Raw genomic sequence first — 26,299 nt, 5'->3', positions numbered from 1 at the left:
GTTATGGATAAAACTAACTGCCTGTTGTACAAAGGAAACACTACGCTTACAGAAACAGTTTGTAAACTAAAGTTGAAAAGAGTTAAAAATGTAGGGTTTTTTTCTTTGTCTAAAGGTTCTTGAAGATATATAATAATTTTCTGACTAGTAAAATTTGGAGGGGTACAAATGAAAAATGAAACGTTGCACACGCAAGAAGATATTATTAAAATGCTTGATTCATTATTAAGACCGGCAGAACCATTTTGGAATGAATTTTATGCGAATAGAGACAAAGATGTTCCGTTTTTTGAAAATGTTCCAGATGAGAATCTAGTTTCCTATATACAAAAAGAATGGATCTCCAAAGGGAAAGTGTTGGAGCTTGGATGTGGTCCAGGAAGAAATGCAATTTATTTGGCGAATGAAGGATTTGAAGTAACAGCAGTGGATTTATCTATAGAGGGCATTAATTGGGCGAAAGAGAGGGCGTTAGCAAAAGGAATAGAAATCGATTTTATTTGTGATTCGATTTTTAATTTAGAGGCTCAAAAGGAATTTGATTTTGTGTACGATTCGGGCTGTTTGCATCACATTCCACCACATAGAAGAATAAATTATGTGAATTTAATTAAAAACTCCTTGAAATCGGGTGGTCATTTTGGATTAACATGTTTTGCGGCAGGTGATTTAGATGAACGAAATGGCTCGGAAATATCAGATTGGGACGTATATAGAGGATGGAGTCTGCAAGGTGGTCTTGCATACTCTGAAGAGAAATTAAGAGAGATATTTAAAGAATTTGAAGTGATTGAAATTAGAAAGATGAAGCAAATTGACCAACCAAATACTATGTTTGGAGAATCATTTCTTTGGACAGCATTATTTAAGAAGAAATAAGAGAGTAGATAATTGACAAACGCATCGTTTTTATAGACAATACACTTATAGGAATGTACGTTCGGTATTTTTGGCCAATGTATGTTTTACATAAATACATATCAAGGGGTTGTCTCTATATGAGTACTACAAATCAAAAAATTACAACTTTTTTAATGTTCGAAGGTAATGCTGAGGAGGCGATGAATTTTTACACGTCGCTATTCGACCAATCAGAAATTGTAAGTATCTCTCGCTACGATGAAAACGGACCTGGTAAAGAGGGTTCTGTCATTCATGCAACTTTTACGTTAAATGGTCAAGAATTTATGTGCATTGATAGTTATGTAAAGCATGGTTTTACATTTACACCATCTATGTCTCTTTATGTAACTTGTGAGACAGAAGAAGAAATTGAAACGGTTTTTCATAAACTAGCGCAGGATGGATCCGTACTAATGCCTTTAGGTTCTTATCCATTTAGCAAAAAGTTTGGCTGGTTAAATGATAAATATGGTGTGTCTTGGCAGTTAACGCTTGCGGAATAAAAATTTAAAAAGAAAAAGCGTAGCCTATTTATAGTTACGCTTTTTCTTTTTAAGAATTTTGCTTGCCGAATCTTTCACCGAGTTTAGCTAACAGTTCAGGCTGATCCCCTTGGCTCATTACAACTTCAACAAAGATAAGTCGATTCATATTAAAATTTATTTTAGTTAAGACTTCTGCTAACTCTATTTCATTTTCCACTTTACATGTTAGGCTTTTTTCTTCTGATCCGAATGTGTTTGCTAGTTTCGTGTAATCCCACATTTGTATGTCATTATACGGTTGATTTTGACCGTGAATTGCACGTTCAATAGTATATCCGTTGTTATTGATTAAAAATATTATCGGTTTTAAATTTTGACGAAGTATAGTCGATAACTCTTGAACAGTTAATTGGAACGAACCATCACCAATAATTAAAATGTTGCGCCGTGATAAATTGGCGAGCTGTGTACCAAGTAGAGCGGGCAGTGTATATCCGATAGATCCCCATAACGGTTGTCCTACATATGCAGTGTTATTAGGTAGAGGGATAGCAGCACTACCAAAGAAAGGTGTTCCTTGCTCTGCAATTAAAACATCGTTTTCTTGTAAGAAATGGTATATTTGTTGCCAAAAACGTTTTTGTGTAACCATTTGAGCTTTTGGATTGAACTCTTCTGTCATAGATAGGGATTCTGAAATAAAGGACTTCATTTCAAGTGTTTCCTCTAAGCGATGTTCGATTAAATCACTTAATTGTTCTAAAACATCTTTCATTACAACTGGTCCATATGTTTTATCTATAATTTTCACAGTATAGGGATGGATTTCTATAACTTGCTCTTTCGTAAAACCTTGTGTAAAGCCGCCGGTAATAGTATCAGTTAATTTTACGCCAATACTAATAATACAGTCAGATTCATCAATTCTTTTTCGTAAGTATGGAGAACTAACATCCCCAGTATAAATTCCTATAAATTGAGGGTGTTTTTCAGGGAATATTCCTTTCCCCATACTTAACGTTGCGATAGGAAACCCAGTTTTTTCTACGAATTGATGTAAATTTTCTTTAGCGTGAAATCGAGCTACTTCAAAATCAGCTAAAATTACAGGTTTTTTGGCGTTATTTATTATTGAATTGGCATGTAGAAGCATTTTATCCAACGTTTCTTTATTACTTAAAATCGGTTTATATAAAATTGGTTCTGTAGGTTTATTAATTGGTTTATTATACACATCAATCGGCAAATTAATATGAACAGGGCGTTTTTCATTCCAACATGCACGTAATACACGGTCAATTTCCTCAGCTGCATGCTCAGGTGTTATATTTGTTTGTGCTACAGTGATTTCTCGATACATAATGGAAAAGTGATCGAACTTTCCATCTCCTAACGTATGATGGACGATTTCTCCATTTTCCATTATTTTTGTTGGTGGCGTACCCGTGATTTTTATAACTGGCACGTTTTCTGCATATGAGCCAGCAATACCGTTAATGGCGCTTAATTCTCCAACACCGAAAGTAGTAATAAGAGCAGCGATTCCTTTTATGCGAGCGTACCCATCTGCTGCATATGCAGCATTTAATTCATTACAATTTCCAATCCACTTTAAATTTTCATGTGCTACTACATCATCTAAAAAGGCAAGGTTATAATCACCAGGAACCCCAAATATATGTTCAATTCCTAATTCGTGTAGTCTATCCAATAAATATGTACTTATAGTATATTGCGATTTCAAATGAATCCTCTCCTAATTGTGCATTGAATATTTCAATAAACTATAGAAGTTCTAATGTGGTCGTTAAAATATTCAATACTAGATTGTGGTATAATTTACATACAGGGGGAAAGTAGATGACACAACATAAAGAAGAACAGATGAATGAAGCATTAGCATTATTTTATTTTGCATATAAAACATTTACTGAAAAGCCAGATGAAATTATAAAAGAGTATGGCATACAACGAGTACATCACCGAATTTTATTTTTTATCGCACGATTTCCAGGGATAAGTGTAAATGAGTTATTATCACTGCTAGAAATAAGTAAACAAGCTCTTCACGGACCACTACGACAACTTGTGGAAAAGGGCTTAATTGAGAGTAATGAAGCTACACATGATCGCCGTGTGAAACAGTTATCTTTAACAGAAATAGGTGTAGATTTAGAGAAAAAATTGAGCGATGTTCAAAGACAACAGATGAGTGCTATTTTTTCAAAATTTGGTGAATCGTGTGGAGAAAATTGGCATCAAGTTATGAATGAAATGGCAAATAGTCGATCAGGTTTTGATGCTTGGATATCAAAACGAGAAGTTGCAATCGATCAGAAATAAAATAATAAGAAATATATCTGTTTTTATAGTTTGAAAAAGAACAAATTTTATCCATACATTTGGCAACTATGGATTGGTCATAGAGTGAATGGATAAAAAGATACATTACTAGATACTTTATACGTGTACGCAATGGAACAATAAAATTCACATTTCCGAGAGGGGAATTATTATGATAAAACTTGTACTTATTCGTCACGGACAAAGTTTATGGAATCTTGAAAATCGTTTTACTGGATGGACAGATGTAGATTTATCAGAGAATGGATTAAGTGAAGCGAGAGAAGCAGGAGCAATATTAAAGAAAAACGGATATACTTTTGATGTTGCTTATACATCTGTATTAAAACGAGCAATTCGGACTTTATGGATTGTACTTCATGAGATGGATCTTGCCTGGGTGCCAGTACATAAATCTTGGAATCTAAATGAAAGACATTACGGTGCATTGCAAGGGTTGAATAAAGATGAAACTGCGAAAAAATATGGTGAGGAGCAAGTTCATATTTGGAGAAGAAGTATTGATGTAAGACCACCTGCTCTTACTGAGGATGATCCTAGATATGAAATGAATGATCCAAAATATAAAGCACTTAAAAAAGGTGAGTTTCCATTGACTGAATGTTTAGTGGATACGGAGAAAAGAGTACTTGATTATTGGCATTCAGAAATTGCACCGTCATTAAAAAATGGTGAAAAGGTAATTATTTCATCACACGGTAATACGATTCGTTCGCTAGTGAAATACTTAGATAACCTTTCAAGCGATGGTGTTGTTTCATTAAATATTCCAACGAGCATTCCACTCGTTTATGAATTAGACGATGATTTACGTCCGGTTCGTCATTATTACTTAAGTATGGACGGAGAAGTACCAGAAGGGGAAATTCCGAAACATATTTCTTTTTAACATGAAAATTTGAAACGCATGCTTGTCTACATATACAATGTAGATTCATGATAAAAGACGTGGCACCTTCTAATGTATATGCGATATTGCTAAATTTAGAAGCTTGTCCACGTCTTTTGTCATAAAGAGAGCTGCTTGTGCATGTAATGATATCGTGAGTAGTTTTTGAATGGAGGGTGATGTCATTGGTGATCTCTAACATTCGAATCGGCTTATTTATTTTAGCAATCGTTTTTCTCGTTCTTGTGTTCTTTTACTGGAGAAACGAAGAGTTGTACGAGGAGAAAAAGCAACGTATTAGAAAGACTTGGTATGGGTTGTTTATAATATCAGTCACCGTGTATTTCATGATAAAAGGAATTGATTTAACCCTCTGGAAAAATCTTTTAATGTTCACTGCAATGGTTATTTTCGTTGATATCGCATTTATTTTAACACCAAATATTTCAGAAATATGGGGAGCGAAATTTAGCGATATTGGCAAGACTGTTCAATCGATAAAACGGTCATTAATTGCTTCTAAAGCAAGAGGAGAAATATACACAACAATTATTCAAAATGTCAATCCAGCAGTATTCGGTACAATGGAATGGCATACGGAAGAGGAATATACAAAGAGCTTAAACGCATTTTTAGATTCGTACGGAGAAAAGATTGGTGCGAAAATTGTTGTATTTGAAGCGGCAAAGGAATTAAATACAAACTTTCGTGGTATCCGTTCTCAATTTAGTATTATCGTTCCGTTAGAACACATTGAGCAATTGAATGAGCAGAAAGCGGTGCAAGTAGAAAATGTCGGAATAATACCAGCAAAAATGGTGAGTGATGTTTTCATTGTTATTGATGGGAAGAAAAATAACCTGCAAGATCGAGATTTTGAAAATGTATATAATTTAACAATACATCATAGTTATTTTAGTAAATAAGGACAGGATTTTCTTCTGTCCTTTTCCCTTATACATAAAGGTAAAGCGAATTTAGACAAACTTGTATAAAATCGGACAATCATTCCTACACTAGCACGTAGAGGTGATTGTAGTGATAAAAGATTATGACAATGATTTTTTTAAAGAAGATAATGAAGATACAACAGATTTCTCGTTAATAAAAGGAGATACATTACAGCAAGTAGAAGAGTTAGAAGAAGAATTAAAAAGAAAATGATACGTGTACACGCTGTCTACATTTGCGATATAATATAAATAGAAGATTGTATCTTTTTGAAAAGGGGGAGAAGAGATGGCTGAAATAAATGTACAAAAGTCTTCATTTTTTAAACAAAAAAAAGAAGAACCAAATACAGATTTCTCTCTTGTGAAAGGTGCATTAACAGAAAATATAAATCGTTTAGAGAAACTGATGAATAATAGCGGTTCAAAATATATACGAGTGAAAAAAACAAAAGAAAATGCATAGTGCATTTTCTTTTGTTTTTTATTTAGCATTTAACTTTTCTTTTACTTTTGCAGGTAAGTCAGCTTCCTGAACCTCTTCATATGACTTCCCTTCAATTGATGATATTTCATTTTTGCTCTTATCATCTTGAGCTGCATAAAGGCGTAAAAATGCATTTTCATTTAATTTATGATCATTTGATGTTTTTTACTTCTAAATGTAATTTGTTTTTTTACTCCGTCTTCGTCATAAGCAGGCAGTGTGTAGTTTCGTAAGTTTCTACCTTCTACTTTTTCGATAGTTCCTTCACCTTCTATTTGCACGTAATATACATCTTTACCAATTCGATTTAGTGATGCTCGCTCACATCCAATAGTAATAGTAGAAAATAATAAGCATAGTGTAATAATTGATAAAAACTTTTTCATTTTCTTTATCTCCTTCAATTTGTTTCTTTACACAGTATACGGCTATTATGAAATGAGAAAAATCGATATAGATTACAACACCCTTACAACGTTGTAAGGGTGTTGTCCATAAAATGAACAGTATTTTAAAAAGTTAAAAGAAAGGTAAAATAATGAATCATGGTATAATGATAAAAGACTTACATATTATTTTGTCATTTGAGAGGAGCTTAAAAATGTATTCTACTTTAGAACAATTAACAAAGCACCCTGTATTTTATCATTTTGCAGAAATTTCAAAGATTCCTAGAGGATCGGGTAATGAAAAGGAAATTAGTGATTATTTAGTGGGCTTTGCAAAAGAGCGTAACTTAAAAGTGATTCAAGATGAAGCAATGAATGTCATTATTAAAAAAGACGCAACTACTGGCTATGAAAATATACCAACTATTATCATTCAAGGTCATATGGATATGGTATGTGAAAAAAATCAAGCAACCGTACATGATTTTGAAAAAGATCCAATTGAATTACGAATCATTGGGGACATGTTATATGCAAATCAAACGACTTTAGGTGCTGATAATGGTATTGCAGTTGCGTATGCATTAGCTCTATTAGATGCAAAAGACATTCCGCATCCAGCACTTGAAGTAGTTATTACTACTGAAGAAGAAACGACAATGGGTGGGGCTTTCGCTGTTGACCCAAATCATTTTGAAGGAAAGATCTTTATTAATATTGATTCTGAAGAAGATCATAAATTACTTGTAAGTAGCGCAGGTGGTGCAAAAGCTGTTGAAACAATTCCAGTAATTTGGGATGAAGCGCCAGCGAATATGGATGCATACCGTCTATATGTTGGTGGTCTAAAAGGCGGACATTCTGGTATGGAAATTGATAAACAACGCGGTAATGCGAACAAAGTATTAGGACGAGTATTACATGATTTATCAGCAAATATTCAATTTGATATAAGTGAAGTTCACGGCGGATTAAAAACAAATGCAATTCCGCGTGAAAGTGTAGCTACAATTGTATTAGCTAAAGAAGATGTAGAGAAAGTAGAAGAAAAACTAGAATCATGGACAAGAGTATTACAAGAAGAAATGCGTGCTGTTGATCCAGATGTTCATGTAACACTTACAAAATTGGATGAGAAAGTAGAAAAAGTATTTGCTAAAGAGACACAAAAGCAACTTATTTCATCATTATTCTTAATTCCAAACGGCATTCAAAGTATGAGCATGGATATTAAAGGTCTAGTAGAAAGTTCAACAAATTTAGGCGTTATTGAAACGTTGCAAGATGAAATTAAATTACGTAACGAAGTGAGAAGTTCTGTCAGTAGTTTAAAACAACATGTTGCAAATGAAATTAAATGTATTGCCGAATTAGTTGGTGCAACATTTGAAATAGAGTCAGAGTATCCAGAATGGCCATACAATCCGAATTCACAAATTCGTAATTTGTTTGAAAAAGTGCATCAAGAAAAATACAACAAGGATGCTGAAATCTTCGCTGTACATGCAGGTATTGAATGTAGTGCATTCGTTCAAAAGATGCCTGACTTAGATGCGATTTCATTTGGTCCAGACATTTTTAACGTTCATACACCAGATGAACATATTAGTATTTCTTCTGTTGTGAATAACTGGGGATTCTTCGTTGATGTAATGAAGGGTACGAAAGAATTAGCTAAATAATATGGATGAAATGAAAAGTAGCCTATAAAACTTTATAGGCTACTTTTTTGTATAGAGTTTTATTAGAAATTCTTTTTTACGTTAGTATTTAATTTTTACTTTTATTTCTAGAGGATATTGTACCTAAGATTGCTCCGGATACTGCTCCGATTAAAGTCATAAAAATTGCACTCCATGCTGCAAATGACATTATTACACCTCCAAATAATAAATTATTGTTTCTTAGCCTTTTGAATAGAAATGATAATTGCGACAACTATTAAGAAAATAAGAGGAGACCAAGAAAAGAAAGACATGTAATATTCTCCTTCCAATATTAATTTTAAACCTTTATATAAATAAATTATCGCATGTTTAAAGGATGAACATATAAAATATGCAATATTGCATATCGAATTGTAGGGCATAAAGAAGTGAAAACGGTTCGTGAATAAAAATGCTAATTTATAAAGAAAGTAAGGATTTTTCTAACCTTAAAAAGGGCAGACAATCAAAAAGCTCCTTATATAAGGCAGAGAAGCTTTTAAAATAGTTTTTGTCTAATAACAATGGTATCCAATATTTATTGGTGAGATAAACGTAAATTATTTTGAGATTTTAAAGCTGCCTCCATAATAATAATTTTCTCCAAGTTTCATAACGGCTACATATGTTCCTGGATTATAAACCTTAGTAATAGGTGTTACAAATCTACCATAATTATGTTTTAAACCTGAGTCATAAATGGTTTTATATCTATGCAAGTTTATTTCATTATTTTCATTTTCACTCAATTGATATATTTTTACAATACCAGTATCCTTACCACCAGTATATATAGTAACATCGAATGTATCTCCATGCTTTAAGTCACCAACTGCTAACTCTTCTATAAAATCTGCATTATGATGTAATAAAAAATAGCTTTGCCACCGCCAATTATCTAAAATTCGTGATTCTTTTTGTGTAAGTTGCGATTCAGCAGACACAGGTGTGATTGTACTAATTGTATTTGAAAATAAAAATCCTCCAACAGTCAATGCACCAATAATTGTTGATTGCCTTAAAAGTTTCATGTTCTAAACCTCCTATTTACTTAAGGATTCAGAAATCGTTTTTGTGAAAAACTAGCTGTGAAATCTAATGGATGATAATATCTTCTATAATCATATTAACATTTATTGATTTATCAGACAAATTAATAAATAATAAAACTATATCGAAGGAGTGAAGGCTAATATAAGAAAGAAGTTAGATGTATAGCTAAGAAATCTTTATTATATGTAATTGGGATTTGTTATTTGAAAACTCGATTGTTTTAATGCTGAAATTTCAATTCATACTTCAAGTTTCAGTACATAATTTTACAATTTGACTTATATAATTTATCACGATATGATTCCTTTATAATAAAAGAAAGGCTTGAAGATAATGATTCGTCGTTTGAGAAAGCTAAAAAATGTAGCAGTCGTAGTAAGCTTCTAAGTAAATAGCAAAATATATAATACTTAGAAGCGAGGAATAAAGTTATGAAGCATCCATTATTTAATCATTGGTCAGAAACAAAGTATATAAAAGATATAGTAACAAATTCACTCATTGAGGTAGGAGAGTACTCCTATTATTCAGGTTATTATGGTCATCAAAATTTTGAAGATGGCTGTGTAAGGTATTTGTGGGGGGATGCTAAGTCCCGAGCGCTGTTCAATCCAATTGAACAGATGGGATGGCATCTTGATAAACTCATTATTGGGAACTATGTTTGTATTGCGAGTGGAGTAGTCATTTTAATGGGTGGTAATCATAATCATCACTCAGAATGGATTACAGTATATCCATTCGCTGAGCAAATTGAGCATTCATATGAACCGAAGGGCGATACAGTCATTAAAAGTGATGCTTGGATTGGAATGAATGCTATTATTATGCCTGGCGTTATAATCGGTGAAGGTGCAATCGTTGCAGCGGGATCTGTCGTAAGTAAAGATGTTCCGCCGTATACAATAGTTGGTGGAAATCCTGCTAAGGAAATAAAGAAACGATTCACTGATACAGAAATGAAAATGCTAATGGAAATGCGTTGGTTTGATTGGGATAGAGAATTAGTTGAGAAGGCAATGCCGCTTTTATCTAATTCATCTATTGAATTATTATATGATTTTTATAACAAGGAAGTAAAAAATAGATAGATCTGTGAGGGAAACTACATTCTATATAGGATGTAGTTTTTTATTATAAAAAATTAATAGTCTAGACTAAGGAAAATTCATCTCTGGTATGAGTATAGTAAATAGCTGAATTCAATAATTAAAATCCTTGATAGCTAATAAAACCAGTGTGTCTCGATATTTAATCGGGATACACTGGCTTTATTTTTTGTAAATGTGGAACAAACGCATTATTTAGATTGTCTATTCATTGTAATCCTAAAAAATATGAAAGTACGGATCATTTTGAAAAATACAAAGGTATGAAAAATAGGGATGCGTGTAGGAATACAAAGTATCAGTGTGCCTAAAAGTGTGAGATGGTCTATATGAAAGCGATCCTAACGTCTTATATGTATATAGAATTTGATAAAACTATCTATTTTTATAGGAATTATGCTAGAATAACGGTTTTTTTGAGTACAAAGATATTGGAGGTAAGAGAATTGAAAGGTATGTTTTACAAAAAATTCATTGTAATAGTAACAGTGCTTACACAATTTTGTAGCATAGTTGTTACATCTGGGAGCGCATCAGCGGAAACAGTTCCTGTTTTAGACGTAGAAGCAGGATCAGCAATTTTAGTAGAAGCAAATTCCGGAAAAATTTTATATGAAAAAAATGCGGATGAATCACTAGCAATTGCTAGTATGACAAAAATGATGAGTGAATACTTAGTTCATGAAGCGGTGGATAAAGGAAAACTTAAATGGGATCAAAAAGTTAAAATCTCTGAATATGCATATAAGATTTCACAAGATCGCTCATTATCAAACGTTCCATTAGAAAATGGTGGCTCTTATACAGTAAAAGAGTTATATGAGGCAATGGCAATTTACTCTGCAAATGGTGCAACAATCGCTTTAGTTGAAGAAATTGCTGGAAAAGAAGCCGATTTCGTGAAAATGATGAATGATAAGTCAAAAGAGTTTGGAATGAAAAATTATAAATTTGTAAACTCTACTGGCTTAACAAACTATGATTTAAAAGGACATCATCCAGAAGGGACAACTCCAGACGAGAAAAATAAAATGTCCGCAAGAGATTGTGCGATTTTAGCACAACGTCTCGTTCGAGATTTTCCAAAAATGTTAGATACAGCAAAAATACCCAAAAAAACATTCCAAAAGGGTGGCAAGTATCCAATTGATATGGTGAATTTTAACATGATGTTAAAAGGTTTAATTAAGCAATACGAAGGTGTAGATGGGTTGAAAACAGGAACTACTCCAGAAGCCGGTGATTGCTTCACTGGTACAGTAGAAAGAAACGGTATGCGTCTAATCTCTGTAGTAATAAAAGCAAACTCTCATACAGCACGTTTTGATGAAACAAAGAAATTATATGATTATGGATTTGCGAATTTTGAAGTGAAGAATATCTATGGAAAAGATTCAGTAGTAAAAGGGCATGAAACTTTGCGAGTTGCAAATGCGAAAGACAAAGATGTAGTAGTTCAAACGAAGCAAGCTGTTTCACTTCCAATGCCAAAGGGCAATAAAGATGTTTATAAAAAAGAATTTAAAGTATCGAATAAAGAACAAGAAGCTCCTATTAAAAAAGGTGTAACAATAAGTAAAATGATTATCTCGCCTAAAGATAATACAGATCCTGGGTTCTTATCAGGTAAATCATTACAAATAGACCTTGTAACAAAATCTGATGTAGAACAAGCAAATTGGTTTACACGATTTATGCGTAAAATCGGATCTTTCTTTAATGGTATGTGGGATAGTGCGGTTGATATAGTAAAAAGCTAACATACATTTGTTTCCATAAATTAAAAAACGCTATTCTTTTTGTAGAAATATACAGAAAGGATGGCGTTTATTATGAATCTTTCGATTTAAAGGGTTCAGGTGCAAGGTTAGTTTCATAAAGTTACATGATGAAAAACCACCCACTATTCCATCAAATGACAATAAAAAATTAATATCCGGTACGTATTTCTGTAATTAGATTTTATAAAAATTTAATAAAATCTTTTCTTTGTATTAAATATTTTGTTTTAAATTATGTATATAAAGAAATGGAGGTCAAATTAACTTTGTACTGCTTATATTAGGAATTTAAAGAAACAATATGTACAATTCTCCCACTACATTTGTATAGTGGCTTTTATGAACAGCAAAATTTACAATTTACAAGGAGAACATTTTATGAGTAAGAGAATAAAAGAATTAGATTCCATACGAGGGTTAGCAGCACTTACCGTGGTATTTGGACATTTTTGTTTAATGCTACCATCGTTGCCTAATTCTATTAAATTTTCCCCGCTTAGGTTTTTATGGGCGGGTGGAGAAGCTGTAATCGTTTTTTATGTACTCAGTGGTTTTGTGTTATCTATGGCACTTTACCATTCAAAAACAAATTATTGGGGATATTTAATTAAGAGATTTGTAAGAATCTATATCCCTTATTATTTTTGGATAATCATTACCTTTGCTTTATTTATTTTATTTTCACCGTATGAAGTGGTAGGACTACGGGATTGGTTCTATGATAGGTGGCAAGGTTCAATAACAAAATTAGATATTATAAACCATTTTGTGCTTCTTAATAACTTTTTTACGGAAAATTATAATCCAGTTATCTGGTCATTGGCTCAAGAAATGCGTATATCTATTGTGTTTCCTTTCTTATTCCTTCTTTTTTATAAACTGAGTTGGAAGAAAACGATACTATTTGCTTTGAGCTTTTCTTTCATTAGTGTTTTTCTTAATATGTTGCATATTGGGAAAGCTGAGGGGTTTTATAATGGTTATGCTGATACACTGCATTTTACATCTATGTTTATGGTTGGGATGTTACTTTTTAAACATCAGGAAAAACTTATCTACTCATATAGGAATATGAAAAAAATTAATAAAGGATTTCTTATTGCACTAGGGGTTATTTTATATTTATATTCCATTTTAATTTATGGTATTTCCCGTAATGATACTACTTTCTTATTAAAAGATTGGGGTGTCGTAATGGGGGTTAGTATATTTATTATAATGGCCATGAGTAACCTAAAAGTAAAAGCATTTTTAAATAAGAGTGTGTTTGTATATTTAGGAGAAATTTCATACAGTATCTATTTGTGTCATTTTCCAATCATGATGGTACTATTTAAACTTTTGTATACAAAGATATCTATCTTATTCCTTCTTACTTTGTGCATTACAATGACACTCCTTTTTTCTATAGTTTCGTATCATTTAATCGAAAAGAAATGTATCAACTGGGCAAAACAAAGAACAACAAATTTTTTGAAAAAAGTATAATGACTAGAGAGATTTTATCTCTTTAGTAAATATACGAATATGACCGATTCCTAAGTATACTTAGGAATCGGTCAATTTTGGATTCTAAATGTAAATATAGTAAAGTGGAATATAATTGAAATCAAAAAACACTTAGAAATAACAATTACGTTGTGAGCTATTGTATAGTATAGATATGGTTAAAAATAAAGGGGGACTACATATGTGGAAGCGATTTGTAGCGATTGGTGATAGTTTTACAGAGGGAATAGGGGATGAAGTAGAGGGAATTGCATTAAAAAGCTGGGTAGATCATTTTGTTCAACTGTGTGAAAACGATATAGAATATGCCAATTTTGCAAAGCGTGGGTTAGTAACTAAAGAAATTCGCTCACAGCAATTGGAAAAGGCATTAACGTTTAATCCAGATTTGGTTAGTTTAATTGCAGGTGCAAATGATGTATTAAAAGGACGTTGGAATCATCAAGAATATAAGAACGAAATGGAATTTATGATAGATACATTAAGTAAAACAGATGCTGATATTATTATAGCAAACCTTCCAGATTTTACAGTTCGGCTTCCTATTTCTTCTGAAAAAAAACAAGTGTTAAAAGAACAATTATTAGAGGCAAATGAAATTATTCTTTCATTGAGTAGAGAGTATAAGCTTCATCATGTTGATTTTTGGAATCATCATTTAGTAAATGATAATACGCTTTGGTCTACGGATTTGATTCATCCAAACTCAAAAGGATATGTAAAAGTTGCTGAATTGATTTTTAGTAGTTTGCCTGTACATGACTCTTCTAAATAAGCTTTAGAATGAAGGCATCGAATCCCCTGTCGCATACAGCGCAGGGGTTTTGATGCGAAATAGAAGGATATAAAGCGCCTATAAATTATACTTTCAGTAATTCTTTTTATTGTTTATACTTAGTTATTTTCTATTGTAGGACCCTTAGTATAAGGGGTCTTTTTTGTTTCAAATATCTACAAAAAAGATAAGAGCGGAGAACTCAAACTAAAAGGTATTTTAAATAAAATTGTTAAAACAGCACTAATAATGACACCGATTGCTAAATAGGTCCGCTTTTTTATTTGTAAGAATTTTAAAATCTTCCCCTTCGAATGCAGCTTAATCATAAATTAAATTTTTTTGTAAATGTGGAACAATTTCATTACTTACACTGTCTATTTAGCGTTACAACATTTTTTATTTAATATATCAAGAAAGGAATAAATATTTTTAACTAAGGGAGAAGATTGAATTGAAAAAATTATGGATGTTGGTTTTCTTTTGTTTTGCAGTTATGTTGGTAGGATGTAATAAAAACGAACCGCCAAAACAAGCATTTGAAGAATATATAAATTTATGGAATGATAAAAAATTCGCAAATATGTATGATCATTTATCAGAACATGCCCAAAAAACGATTTCTAAAAAGGAATTCACCGAGAAATATCAAAAAATCTATGAGGGTATTGGAGTTAAGGATTTAAAAATTAAAACGAAAGGAGAGAATGCTAAAGATAAAGAACTTTTTCTTTTTGAAGTTAAGATGGATACGGATGGAGGAACAGCTTCATTTATCCATGAAGCAAAACTTGTGAAAGAAAAAGAATCTTGGAAAATAGATTGGACACCAGATTTCATTTTTCCAGGTATGAAAAAAGATTACAAAGTACGTATGCAAATAGAACAAGGAAAACGCGGAGAAATATATGATCGAAATGGGAAGGGTCTAGCAACGAATGGTAAAGCGACTGAGGTTGGAATTATTCCAGAGAAACTAGGCGAAACGGCAGCGCAAACAAAAGAAATAGTAGCACAGTTACTGGATATGTCTATAGAAGAGGTCAATCAGAAGCTTACAGCGAAATGGATAAATCCAGACTCCTTTGTACCAATTGGGATTTTAAAAGAGGGAACTAGACAGAATGATTATATTGAATTAGAAGGAGTATCATCTCGCCCAGTAAATATTCGTACGTATTCATTAGGAGAAGCAGCGGCACACTTAACTGGATATATAGGAAAGGTGAATGCAGAGGAGTTAAAATCGCTTCAAAAAAGAGGTTATCAAGCTGATGATTTAGTAGGTAAGACAGGTTTAGAGAAAGTATTAGAGAATAAATTGCGTGGCGAAAAAGGTGGACGCGTATTTATAGAAGATGAGAATGGAAAAGAGATTAAAAATGTAGCAAAAAAAGAAGCAAAAGAAGGGGAAAACGTTACGTTAACAATTGATGCTGCAATTCAAGAAAAAATCTTTAATGAGATGAAAAATGAAGCAGGATCTAGTGCAGCGGTCAATCCTAAAACAGGTGAAACTATTGCACTTGTAAGTAGCCCTGCTTATAATCCAAATACAATAGTTAGAGGAGCATCAAAAGCCCAACGAGAAGCATGGAATAACGACTCGAAACTACCAATGATGAATCGTTTTACACAAGCATTTGTACCAGGTTCCGTATTTAAAACGATTACTGGTGCAATTGGTTTGGAAACAAACACTATAAACCCTAAGGAAGAATTTAAAATTCAAGGATTAAAGTGGGCAAAAGATTCATCTTGGGGAAATTATTATGTAACACGTGTGAAGGAAGCTAGTCCAATTGATTTTGATAAGGCAATGAAGTACTCTGATAATATTTATTTTGCTCAACAAGCTTTGAAAATGGGAAAAGATCAGTATGTAAATGAATTTAAGAAATACGGATTTCATGAAAAATTACCAATCGAATACGAATTTCCTATTTCAATCATTGCAAGAGATGGGATAAAAAATGATATTCAACTAGCAGACACGGGATATGGACAAGGACAAGTATTAATGACACCGCTTCATTTAGCATTAACATATGCACCGATTGTGAATGAAGGGAATATTCCATCGCCTCATCTTTTAAAAGAAGCAAAAGTAGCGGGGAATTGGAAAGAAAATGTGGTTTCTAAAAAGAATCAAGAGATATTAAAGAGCGCATTAATAAAAGTCATTAATGACCCTGATGGCGCGGGGAGAATTGCTAAGGTTGATGGTATAACTCTTGCTGGTAAAACCGGTACAGCAGAACTGAAGGAGTCGAAAGAAGCAGACGGAAAAGAACTTGGATGGTTTGCAGCTTTTGATGCAAATGCGCCCGACATGATCGTTACCATGATGATCGAAGATGTAAAAGGAAGAGGGGGGAGTAACGTTCCAGGCGAAAAAGTAAAACATGTTTTTCAGAAAAAATAAGTAACTATAAGGTGAAATCTTTTACTACATTCATTGTTTGCTTAACACGAAGGTATAAATTGAGCAATACAAAGAACAATTAAGTTTCGAAAAAGCATTCTCCTTAATCGAGAATGCTTTTTTGTTGTGGCTGAATAAAGATAATAACTCATCTTTGTTTTCATTTTTGAAAGGTTGGTATTGCTAATAGTAAATAGAAGAGTAAAACAAATTGAAAGGGACAAGTGATGGGAATTTTAAACTTTAACAAAACAGTTATTTAGTAAAACATAAATAGAGCACACAAATAAGTATGCTCTAAGAAAAAGGGTGATACAAGTGGAGTTTTGCGTGAAATGCACAAATAATAATCAGATTTTTTTTGAGTGTATTTTTAACATTGTATGCTTTACTTGTTGTTAGGAGCCTGTCATGTAAAAGAATGTATAGATGATTATGTTATGAAAGTAATTGCACCGCTTTACATTTTTAGGAGGATTTTTTTATTAAAAAAAGATAAAGAACGGAACAAATGAAACTTGTATCTTGTCTATATATTGAAACCATAATAAAAGTGAGGGCAGTTTTATCTTTATTCAAATAAGTTCGAGGTGTGGAAATGGAAGAGACGTTTATTGAAAAGTGTATTCATGATGAGCTTGACTATGTTATAAAAGACTATTGGCAAGATGTATGGAATTATTCATTTATTATTACGAAAGATCCACACTTATCAGATGATATCACGCAAGATGTATTTATAAAGGTATTTAAAAATTGGAATTCATTTCGAAAGGAGTCATCTATTAAAACGTGGATATTAAAAATTACAAGAAATACAGCAATAAACTATTTGAAATCCTCCTATTTTAAAAGGATATCATTAGTAGGTTTTTTTAGTGATGATAAGCAATCTCCATCGGCAGAAAAAGAATTTTTTAATCAAGAGGAAATGAATGAAGTGTGGGATGTTGTATTAAAACTACCTAAAAAACACCGTGAAATAATAATTTTAGACGCGAAATATGAATTATCTTATGAAGAAATGGCCGAAACACTAGGAGTATCCATTGGAACTGTAAAATCTAGATTAAGCCGTGCGAGAAGTAAGGTTTCAAAATTAATAGGGGAGGGTAGTAGTGATGAACAATAAACAAAATCCTGACTGGTATAAACAATTAAAAAAAGGCCCAATGGAGAATCGTAAAGATGAAGAAGAGTTTATTTTTAAAATAAAGCAGTCTATATATGAAAATAATGAAGCGGATCTTGTAAAACATAAAAGACCGTTTCGTAAAAGAGCATTGCCTATAGTAGTTGTTTTGGTTTGTACAATGTTATTTGTTATCGTTCAACAACCATGGCTTGATGATAATAAATCACCGGTCCAAAGTAGTACACAAATTAAGCCTAAAACTAAAGATGAGTCTGCTCAAGATCCAACATTAAAACAATTTATGAATGAATTATATCAAAGTACAAATTCAAAAAATGAAAATGACTTGTATAGAGCGTTAAATGATGAAGTTCTATTTAAAGGGAAGAGTTATAAGAAGGATGAATTGAAGTTTGATGAAGATATTTTTCATGAGTTGCAAGTCGCTCTTACAATGGGGGGAGAATTTGCAAATGATACAAAAAAAGTATACAAAGTACCAAGTGGATTGACAGAAAGTAACCAACCAAAGCAAGCGCATTTTATATATGCAACGGTTACTGGAAATAAAACAAAAATTTTAGCTGAACCAAAACGAGAATCACAAGTTTTATATGAAGTATCTAATGAAATGGTAAAAGCTTGGATTCCAGAAAAAGTGCAAAATGATGGATATATAAAAATATCGACAATTAACGGTAATACTGGATATGTACAAAAAGAGTATGTTTTAACTGATATTAAGTATTCATTTATGTTCGAAAAGAATGATAATGGTGATTGGAAAATAATAAATATAGATTCTATATGGTAAAAGAGGAAGGTTCACTTTAATGAACCTTCCTCTTTGTTATTATCTTTTTTTTTGAAGTGTATGCCAAGACTCTAAAATTTCCGATGTAACGAGAGCAGCGATGTTTTTTTCTGAATTACTACCAGGAATAACGACAGAAATGGCGATTTGTGGATCTTCGGTAGGAGCATATGCAATGAAAAGAGAATGATTTATCATTTTTTCTTGCTCATTCGGAAAACCTGTAATACCCGTTTTACCTGCGACATGGAAGGGTAAGTTTTTAATTTCCTCTATATTTTGGCTCATCCCACCTTGCACGACACTCCAAAATTTCACCGGGTAACGATTTGAACTTTCTAAAATTGGTTTAAACTTTTTTGTTTCCTTACCATTTTGATCAATAATAGCACTTACGATTTGAGGTTTATATTTATCACCTTTACTTGCTAAAGTTGCTGCATATTGAGCAAGTTGAAGAGGAGTGTGTACTTCATTTCCTCCCCAAGAGGCATTTAATAAGGCGGAGATACCATTTTCAAACTTGTTTGTTGGATGAAATTCATATTGTCCGTCTTCTTCAAAAGGTAAATCAACCCCGGTTTTAGAACGAAGGCCAAATTGCTTTAAATACTCTGTCCATATATGTGCAACTTTTTCTATATTCCCATTATTTTGGTTGAATAAGGGTAGAGCTACTTTTGCTGTCATAAATGTGTTAGATGAATTAATGATAGCCTGCCTTGGTGTAATCTCACCTGTTGGCGTTCCAGGTGCATTCGTAATGTTATTTTGATTATCATATTGAAAAGTACCTTTATCTAAATAAGTATCTTCAGGTTGAAAAAGCTTTTCGTTTAATCCAATTAAAATAGTAAGTGGCTTTATAGTTGAGGCCATATTTACATAAGATTCACCATACTTTAATTTTTGAATTGCTTTATTTTGCGAAAGTGATTTAATGTTTTCATTTTTAGATGATACATGTGTATTTAATGTATTTGGATCAAACACTGCCGAGTTGGCCATAGTTAAAATTGCGCCAGTTTTTACATCGGTTACTACAACATAACCAGCTTTAGCATCACGTATTTTCTTAATTTGAGATCTTAATGCTTCCTCTGTTTTTTGTTGCAATTTAGAGTCTAAAGCTATCTGGACATCTTTTCCTTTTTGAACTTTTTGAATGTTCCATAAGAATTTTTTATTATTCATTTTAAAAATCAGTGTTTTTCCGGGTTTTCCTTTTAAATCATTTTCATATTGAAGCTCAATCCCACTTTCTCCAACAGGTCCATACTTAGAATTAAGGTCATTTTCTACATACCCAATTAGCTGTGAACCAACTTCGTGTTTAGGATAATATCGAATCCATTCATCTTTAATTATTACATTATTGGGTTTGTTCTTGTTTATGAATGTAAGTTCACTCTCATTTATGTCAGAGTATAACGGTAAATCATTCATAGTTTGCTTTTTACAAGATTGTTGTAATTGTGATTTTATGTCCTCTGCCGAAATGTCATGTTGAAACTCGTTTGAAAATTGATTAAAAAAAGCTAATGTGTTTGATGTATCTTGATTCGATACCTTTTCATCATTAGAAGTGCAATATAGAGACTTAACTTTCTTATTTGTAGCTAGTATTACACCATTTTGATCGGAAATTTTTCCTCTTTCAGCTGAAGAAGTTGCGATAGTAATTGAGATGAAGTTGATTTTTAATAAAATTAGTAAAATCAAACCTACAATAGAAAGAACCGCAAAAAATCTCCATCTTTTTATATGTAACATATAACCCTCCCTTATGTAGCCTATTTCATCTTATAGTTAATTATTTTTTTTGTAAATGTGGAACAATTTTATTATTTAGGTTGTCTATTAAGTATAACAGCATGAAGAAAGGAATAATTAGTATGAAAAGTTACTAGCAAGTCTATGTTTAAGCTTAATATGAGTCATTATACAGTTTAGCGTTTCTAATGCAAGCAATAAAAAAATAGAGAGAAAAACAGGAAAGGGGATTTATCAATTACGCGGCTAAACGAAGAAGGCTTGATGCTTACAAGGATGTAGAAAAAAAGATAAGACACTATTTATAACTGAATGGTGATTTCTAATATATAGGGAACGTATTTATTTACTAAGTATTAGTGAGGAGTTCCGGAAGAATTATATGGAGGATTTATGAAAAAACAAAAAGAAAAAAAGCAGCAGACATATATATCTATTCGATTAAATATAATGTTCCTTTGCATATTTCTACTATTCTCAGCCATTATTATGCAGCTAGGAAAAGTACAAATCGTTGAGGGAGAGGCTTATAAGAACCAAGTGGAGAGCAGTCAAAATGAAACAACTAGTATACCAGTTCCACGTGGACAAATACTAGATCGAGAAGGGAAAGCAGTCGTTAATAATAAATCTCTTCGCACAATTACGTATACAAGGGTGAAAGGAATTACGAGTGAAGATATTTTAAAAACAGCAAAAGACTTAGCGAAAGTACTTGAAATGCCCGAACAAGATATAAATAAGTTAACTGAAATCGATAAAAAAGATTTTTGGATGCAGTTGAATACGAAACATGCGGAGACAAAGATTACTAAAAAAGATATAGAAAAGTTTAAAGAAAAGGGAATAGAGGGAAAAGAGTTAGATAAAAAAATTGATGACTTAAGACGAAGTCGCGTTACAGAAGTAGAATTGGCAGAATTAACAGCACAAGATTTAAAAGTGTTAGCTATTAAAAGTAAAATGAGTTCAGGTTATCAACTGACACCACAAATTATTAAAAAAGATGTAACAGATGAAGAGTATGCACAGATAAGTGAAAAGCTTATGGAGTTCCCAGGAGTAGATGCAACGGTTGATTGGGAACGTAATTACGTAAATGGTAATTTATTTCGTTCCGTGTTAGGTAATATTACAAGCAGTGAAGAAGGATTACCGAAAGAAAACTTAGATTCTTATTTGGTACGTGGATATAACCGTAATGATCGTGTAGGAAAAAGTTATATTGAACAACGATATGAAGATGTATTACACGGTACAAAAGAAGAAGTGAAAAACATTACTGATAAATCAGGAAATATTGTTAGCACAGAAATAATCTCTAAAGGAAAAAGTGGTAATAGTTTAACATTAACGATTGATATGGAATTACAAAAGAAAGTGGAAGAAAGTATAGAGAAAAACTTGAGGGCTTTTAAGAGTTCAGAGCCACTGTTGGACCGAGCTTTTGTCGTCATGACGAATCCAAATAATGGCCAGATTTTATCTATGGCAGGCAAAAAGATTGTAGAAAAAGAAGGGAAAATAGAGATTGAGGATTTGGCATTAGGCAACATGACAACTTCGTATGAGCTAGGGTCAGCTGTAAAAGGTGCTACTTTATTAACTGGATATGAGACAGGGGCAATACATCCAGGAGATCAATTTTATGATGCACCTATGAAATTTAAAGGTACACAAGCTAAGAAATCGTGGAATGTATCCGGATTTGGTAATATTAATGATTTACGAGCTCTACAAGTATCTTCGAATGTATACATGTTCCAGACAGCTTTAAAAATTGCGGGAGTTAATTACGTACCAAATGGCTCATTGGATATTAAACAAGGAGCCTTTGATACGATGCGTTATTATTTCAAGCAATTTGGTTTAGGTGTCCCAACAGGTATTGATTTACCGAATGAAATAATTGGACAAACTAGAAAAGCAGATAGTCAACCTGGTTTTTTACTAGACTTTTCTATTGGTCAGTATGATACGTATACGCCGTTGCAATTGGCGCAATATATTTCAACGATTGCTAATGGCGGTTATAGAATGCAACCACAAATTGTACAAGAAATACGAGAACAATCAATAAAAGAAGAGGTTGGTAAAGTTATACGCTCCATAGAGCCTGTCGTATTAAATCGAATTGATATGAAGACAGAACATATTGATCGGATAAAAGAAGGGTTTAGATGGGTATTCCAAGAAGGTGATGGAACTGGCGTGAAACATTTCAAAAATGCTTCATATAAACCAGCAGGAAAGACAGGGACAGCTCAAACTGTATATGGTGGAGATGATCCAATTGGTAGAAATGCAAAAGGAGAACGTATGGAATGTTACAACTTAACATTAGTTGGATATGCTCCATATGATAATCCAGAAGTGGCATTTTCTATTGTAGTCCCATGGCTTCATGATGATAAAAGTGGAATTAATTCTATAATTGGAAAGGAAGTTTTAGATGTATACTTTGATTTAAAACAGCAACGTATACATGGTGAAGCTGCTAGTACAGATAGTTCTAATCAAAATTAGTAAAATGTGAGTATTTTTCTTAGGGGAAGTGACCCTGTTTATATAAAAGCCTTTATAAGTTAAAGGAAGATTTGAAATAAGAGATGGCAACTACCACAGTTGCTATCTCTTACTTTTGTTAATATTTTGGCTACTGTTAAAAAGGTTTTAAATTTATGGAACAAACTTGTTTCTTAGGTGGTCTATTATGTGTACGTATAAAAACAGGTTTTTAAATAGGATACAGTGTATTGAATTTACTACTTGTTTTCAGTATTGAAAATTTGAAAGGAATGATGATTTTGAAAAACAAAAGGATGCTAAAAATAGGAATATGCGTTGGTATATTAGGTTTAAGTGTTACAAGCCTAGAAGCTTTTACAGGAGGGTCACTGCAAGTTGAAGCGAAAGAAAAGACTGGACAAGTGAAACATAAAAATCAGGCGACGCATAAAGAATTCTCTCAACTTGAGAAAAAATTTGATGCTCGATTAGGTGTATATGCGATTGATACTGGTACACATCAAACAATTGCTTATCGACCTAACGAAAGATTTGCCTTTGCATCAACCTACAAGGCGTTAGCCGCAGGAGTATTGCTACAGCAAAACTCAACTGATAAATTAAATGAAGTTATCACTTATACGAAAGACGACTTAGTGGAATATTCACCTGTTACAGAGAAACATGTAGATACCGGAATGACACTAGGAGAAATTGCAGAGGCCGCCGTTCGTTCCAGCGATAATACTGCAGGGAACATTTTATTTAATAAAATAGGCGGACCTAAAGGATATGAAAAAGCGCTTAGACAGATGGGTGATCGGATTACTATGGCTGATCGCTTTGAAACAGAGTTAAACGAGGCTATTCCAGGAGATATTCGTGACACTAGTACAGCGAAAGCAATTGCTACTAATCTGAAAGCTTTCACGGTCGGAAATGCGCTTCCAGCTCATAAACGTAACATTCTTACAGAGTGGATGAAAGGAAATGCTACAGGAGACAAACTTATTCGTGCAGGCGTACCAACTGACTGGATAGTTGGAGATAAATCAGGTGCTGGAAGTTATGGGACACGAAATGATATTGCTATCGTTTGCCCGCCAAATAGAGCACCCATTATTATCGCAATTTTATCTAGTAAAGATGAGAAAGAAGCTACTTATGATAATCAACTCATTGCAGAGGCAACTGAAGTTATAGTTAAGGCTCTTAAATGATAATTTCTCAATTCTTTATGTAATGTAATTGAAAATATGAACCTAGAAAGCGATTCTTTTCATGTGAAAAGAATCGCTTTTTTGTATTCCTATAATGAATAGTAAGTATATAAGCGAAAATTATTATTTCATGGACGATTTATTCCCTAAAGTGCATGAGGGAAATTTTCTCCTGTGGTGTTCGTAGCAATATGATTATTATGTATACGATAATAATATTTTGGAGTAGTTAAGCTAGATACTCCTAGATGGATATGTAATTTTACATATCCATATAAAAGACACATATGTGCTAATCACTATTAAATTATATTAAAATCATTTTTAGGTAAGGGGATTCATATAGATTTAAGGGAATCAAAGAATTTTTATGTTTAATTATCATAGTATAATTATTTCACTTTATGAAATGAAATTTGTATTTAACTTTTTTAAATATAATATTTTTAAATTCGAATAATAAATATCTGAAAAATCAAATTTAATCAATGTGATTTTCAGGTTTACTTATGAAAAACATAGTGTTTAAAATGAAGGGGAAGTAAGGTCCTTATATTTTATCAAAAATAAATAAAAAACGAGATGGAATTACTTTTTTGAAAAAATTTCTATCCTCAAGTGTGTGTGATGAAATCCTAACGTTAGGTTGTACAACATTTACGATTAAAACTGTAAAAAACAATAGTGAAGAGGTGTACGGAATGAAGAATAAAATTATGACAGGATTTTTAATAACATCAATCGTTACTGGAGCGACTATTCCTATCAATACTCTCGCAACGCCAACCGTTCAGGCAGAAACGAAACAAGAAAATATAGATATTTCCTCAGCATTACGAAAAATAGGTGCACACTCCAAATTAACACAAACCTTTATAGATGGAGCCTTAGCAAGTCCGAATTTGCAACTTGAAGAAGTTCCATCTTTAAATACAACTCAATTTCTAATTAAACAAGATATGAAAGAGTGGTCCTCAGAACTATATCCAAAATTAATTCTACTAAATTCAAAAAGTAAAGGATTTGCAACCAAATTTAATAGCTATTATCCAACATTAAAAGGATTTGTAGATAATAAGGAAAATAAAGAAGGGTTTTTAGATAGACTGGAAGTTCTTCAAGATATGACTATAACAAACCAAGAAAACGTGCAACGTCAGATTAATGAGTTAACAGATCTTAAACTACAGGTAGATAAGAAACTGAAAAATCTTGATACAGATGTGGTAAAAGCACAAAGTGTACTTAGTTCAGAGGGAACAGGAAAAATAGACAAATTAAAAAATGAAATGCTAAATACAAAAAAATCAATTCAAAATGATTTAGAGCAAATAGCATTATTACCAGGAGCTTTAAATGAACAAGGGCTAAAGGTATTCCAAGAAATTTATAGTCTATCAAAAGATATCATTGAACCGGCTGCTCAAACCGCAGTAGTGGCGTATAACAAAGGAAAAGAAATAAACAATGCTATTGTAGAAGCAGAGAAGAAAGCAGAGCAAGAAGCAACAGAAAAGGGAAAATCAGTTATAGAAATTGAAGCTGCCAAAAAAGAAGCGCGTGAAGCGATAGAGAAAAGTAAAAAAGGTGAAATTGCTGCAGCTGCGGTTACCAAAACGAAAGAGTATGATCTTATGAAAGTGATTGATCCTGAAAAAATTAAAAAAACATATAGTACCTTTGCCGAAATTAATAAACTAACAGCAGAGCAAAGAGCATATTTAAATGATTTAGAGAAACAAAATCAGACATTATATGACTTAACAACTAAATTAACAGTAGCAGATTTACAAAAATCAATGATTCTTTTCATGCAAAATGATTTGCATACATTTGCTAATCAAGTAGATGGAGAAATTGAGCTAATGAAACGTTATAAAGAGGATTTGAATCTAATAAATAATAGTATTACAAAATTATCGACTGAAGTTGATACGAATAACACTCAGTCTCAAAAAGATACATTAAGACGACTAAAAAATGTAACAAATCAACTCGAAGAACAAGTTAATAAATTTTAACAT

20 protein-coding genes and 2 pseudogenes are annotated in these 26,299 nt (G+C 32.4%); 18 read left to right on the top strand and 4 right to left on the bottom strand.

From position 1 onward, the window contains the following. The first annotated feature begins 168 nt into the window (after window positions 1-168). Window positions 169-879, top strand: coding sequence for a class I SAM-dependent methyltransferase (locus DN392_RS17090; RefSeq protein WP_064449139.1), 711 nt, complete (start codon window positions 169-171; stop codon window positions 877-879). Between the two features lie 119 nt (window positions 880-998). After that, window positions 999-1,406, top strand: a complete 408-nt coding sequence (locus tag DN392_RS17085; RefSeq protein WP_048561897.1) for a VOC family protein — start codon at window positions 999-1,001, stop codon at window positions 1,404-1,406. 49 nt (window positions 1,407-1,455) lie between these two features. Here the strand turns inward: DN392_RS17085 and DN392_RS17080 are convergent, their stop codons facing one another. Next, window positions 1,456-3,132 (bottom strand): alpha-keto acid decarboxylase family protein, encoded by a 1,677-nt coding sequence (locus tag DN392_RS17080; protein WP_064449140.1) that lies wholly within the window; start codon window positions 3,130-3,132, stop codon window positions 1,456-1,458. 116 nt (window positions 3,133-3,248) lie between these two features. On the opposite strand from DN392_RS17080, the gene DN392_RS17075 reads away from it, so the two are divergent. The 5 genes from DN392_RS17075 (at window position 3,249) to spoIISB (ending at window position 6,057) form a co-directional block, all read left to right on the top strand. Next, window positions 3,249-3,731: a MarR family winged helix-turn-helix transcriptional regulator gene (locus DN392_RS17075; protein WP_000191898.1), complete on the top strand. Its 483-nt coding sequence runs from the start codon at window positions 3,249-3,251 to the stop codon at window positions 3,729-3,731. Window positions 3,732-3,903: 172 nt separating this feature from the next. Then, window positions 3,904-4,641: a 2,3-diphosphoglycerate-dependent phosphoglycerate mutase gene (gene gpmA / locus DN392_RS17070; protein ID WP_071742544.1), complete on the top strand. Its 738-nt coding sequence runs from the start codon at window positions 3,904-3,906 to the stop codon at window positions 4,639-4,641. 188 nt (window positions 4,642-4,829) lie between these two features. Continuing rightward, window positions 4,830-5,567 (top strand): type II toxin-antitoxin system SpoIISA family toxin, encoded by a 738-nt coding sequence (locus tag DN392_RS17065; RefSeq protein WP_116480647.1) that lies wholly within the window; start codon window positions 4,830-4,832, stop codon window positions 5,565-5,567. 112 nt (window positions 5,568-5,679) lie between these two features. Beyond that, window positions 5,680-5,805, top strand: a complete 126-nt coding sequence (locus tag DN392_RS17060; protein WP_000588712.1) for a hypothetical protein — start codon at window positions 5,680-5,682, stop codon at window positions 5,803-5,805. Window positions 5,806-5,880: 75 nt separating this feature from the next. Continuing rightward, window positions 5,881-6,057 carry a stage II sporulation protein SB gene (gene spoIISB / locus DN392_RS30440; protein WP_064459742.1) on the top strand — a complete coding sequence of 59 codons (177 nt, stop codon included), beginning with the start codon at window positions 5,881-5,883 and terminating at the stop codon, window positions 6,055-6,057. An 18-nt stretch (window positions 6,058-6,075) separates the two neighbouring features. On the opposite strand, the pseudogene DN392_RS17055 reads toward spoIISB, so the two are convergent. After that, window positions 6,076-6,464, bottom strand: a pseudogene (locus DN392_RS17055) (YxeA family protein). A gap of 215 nt (window positions 6,465-6,679) precedes the next feature. Here DN392_RS17055 and pepD point away from each other — a divergent pair. After that, on the top strand, window positions 6,680-8,149 hold the full coding sequence (gene pepD, locus DN392_RS17050) for a beta-Ala-His dipeptidase (protein ID WP_064459740.1): 1,470 nt from the start codon (window positions 6,680-6,682) through the stop codon (window positions 8,147-8,149). Window positions 8,150-8,733: 584 nt separating this feature from the next. On the opposite strand, the gene DN392_RS17045 is transcribed toward pepD, so the two are convergent. Beyond that, window positions 8,734-9,204 carry a DUF5065 family protein gene (locus DN392_RS17045; RefSeq protein ID WP_033658763.1) on the bottom strand — a complete coding sequence of 157 codons (471 nt, stop codon included), beginning with the start codon at window positions 9,202-9,204 and terminating at the stop codon, window positions 8,734-8,736. A gap of 453 nt (window positions 9,205-9,657) precedes the next feature. Here DN392_RS17045 and DN392_RS17040 point away from each other — a divergent pair, with 453 nt between their 5' ends. From DN392_RS17040 to DN392_RS17010, 7 genes are all read left to right on the top strand, one after another. Next, window positions 9,658-10,317: a CatB-related O-acetyltransferase gene (locus tag DN392_RS17040; RefSeq protein WP_061672561.1), complete on the top strand. Its 660-nt coding sequence runs from the start codon at window positions 9,658-9,660 to the stop codon at window positions 10,315-10,317. 464 nt (window positions 10,318-10,781) lie between these two features. After that, the gene (locus DN392_RS17035) at window positions 10,782-12,095 is read left to right on the top strand and encodes a D-alanyl-D-alanine carboxypeptidase family protein (RefSeq protein WP_071742542.1); all 1,314 of its coding nucleotides are present in this window, start codon (window positions 10,782-10,784) and stop codon (window positions 12,093-12,095) included. Between the two features lie 360 nt (window positions 12,096-12,455). Next, window positions 12,456-13,604 (top strand): acyltransferase family protein, encoded by a 1,149-nt coding sequence (locus DN392_RS17030; RefSeq protein WP_081113598.1) that lies wholly within the window; start codon window positions 12,456-12,458, stop codon window positions 13,602-13,604. Between the two features lie 175 nt (window positions 13,605-13,779). Beyond that, window positions 13,780-14,400, top strand: a complete 621-nt coding sequence (locus DN392_RS17025) for an SGNH/GDSL hydrolase family protein (protein ID WP_131233713.1) — start codon at window positions 13,780-13,782, stop codon at window positions 14,398-14,400. Window positions 14,401-14,854: 454 nt separating this feature from the next. Continuing rightward, window positions 14,855-16,825, top strand: coding sequence for a penicillin-binding transpeptidase domain-containing protein (locus tag DN392_RS17020; RefSeq protein ID WP_061672565.1), 1,971 nt, complete (start codon window positions 14,855-14,857; stop codon window positions 16,823-16,825). A 598-nt stretch (window positions 16,826-17,423) separates the two neighbouring features. Then, complete coding sequence (locus tag DN392_RS17015) at window positions 17,424-17,957, top strand: RNA polymerase sigma factor (RefSeq protein ID WP_000393076.1); 534 nt, start codon at window positions 17,424-17,426, stop codon at window positions 17,955-17,957. Next, a complete protein-coding gene (locus tag DN392_RS17010) occupies window positions 17,947-18,774 on the top strand; it encodes an SH3 domain-containing protein (protein ID WP_001060749.1) in 828 nt (275 codons plus the stop codon). The genes DN392_RS17015 and DN392_RS17010 overlap by 11 nt, the downstream gene beginning before the upstream one ends. 11 nt (window positions 18,775-18,785) lie before the next feature. On the opposite strand, the pseudogene DN392_RS17005 reads toward DN392_RS17010, so the two are convergent. Continuing rightward, window positions 18,786-20,547, bottom strand: a pseudogene (locus tag DN392_RS17005) (peptidoglycan D,D-transpeptidase FtsI family protein). A gap of 393 nt (window positions 20,548-20,940) precedes the next feature. Between DN392_RS17005 and DN392_RS17000 the strand changes: the two are divergent. The 3 genes from DN392_RS17000 to hblC all read left to right on the top strand — a co-directional run bounded on the left by DN392_RS17000 (window position 20,941) and on the right by hblC (window position 26,296). After that, window positions 20,941-23,073 (top strand): peptidoglycan D,D-transpeptidase FtsI family protein, encoded by a 2,133-nt coding sequence (locus tag DN392_RS17000; RefSeq protein WP_074650380.1) that lies wholly within the window; start codon window positions 20,941-20,943, stop codon window positions 23,071-23,073. Between the two features lie 275 nt (window positions 23,074-23,348). After that, window positions 23,349-24,275 (top strand): class A beta-lactamase Bla1, encoded by a 927-nt coding sequence (gene bla / locus DN392_RS16995; RefSeq protein WP_064469609.1) that lies wholly within the window; start codon window positions 23,349-23,351, stop codon window positions 24,273-24,275. 701 nt (window positions 24,276-24,976) lie between these two features. Then, window positions 24,977-26,296 (top strand): hemolysin BL lytic component L2, encoded by a 1,320-nt coding sequence (hblC, locus tag DN392_RS16990; protein ID WP_088321593.1) that lies wholly within the window; start codon window positions 24,977-24,979, stop codon window positions 26,294-26,296. The last annotated feature ends 3 nt before the right edge of the window (window positions 26,297-26,299 follow it).

It is taken from the genome of Bacillus sp. BB51/4, from assembly GCF_008368845.1.
Lineage (GTDB): Bacteria > Bacillota > Bacilli > Bacillales > Bacillaceae_G > Bacillus_A > Bacillus_A wiedmannii.
The sequence above is the reverse complement of the archived record's forward strand: the minus strand, read 5'-3'. Positions and strand labels throughout refer to the sequence as shown.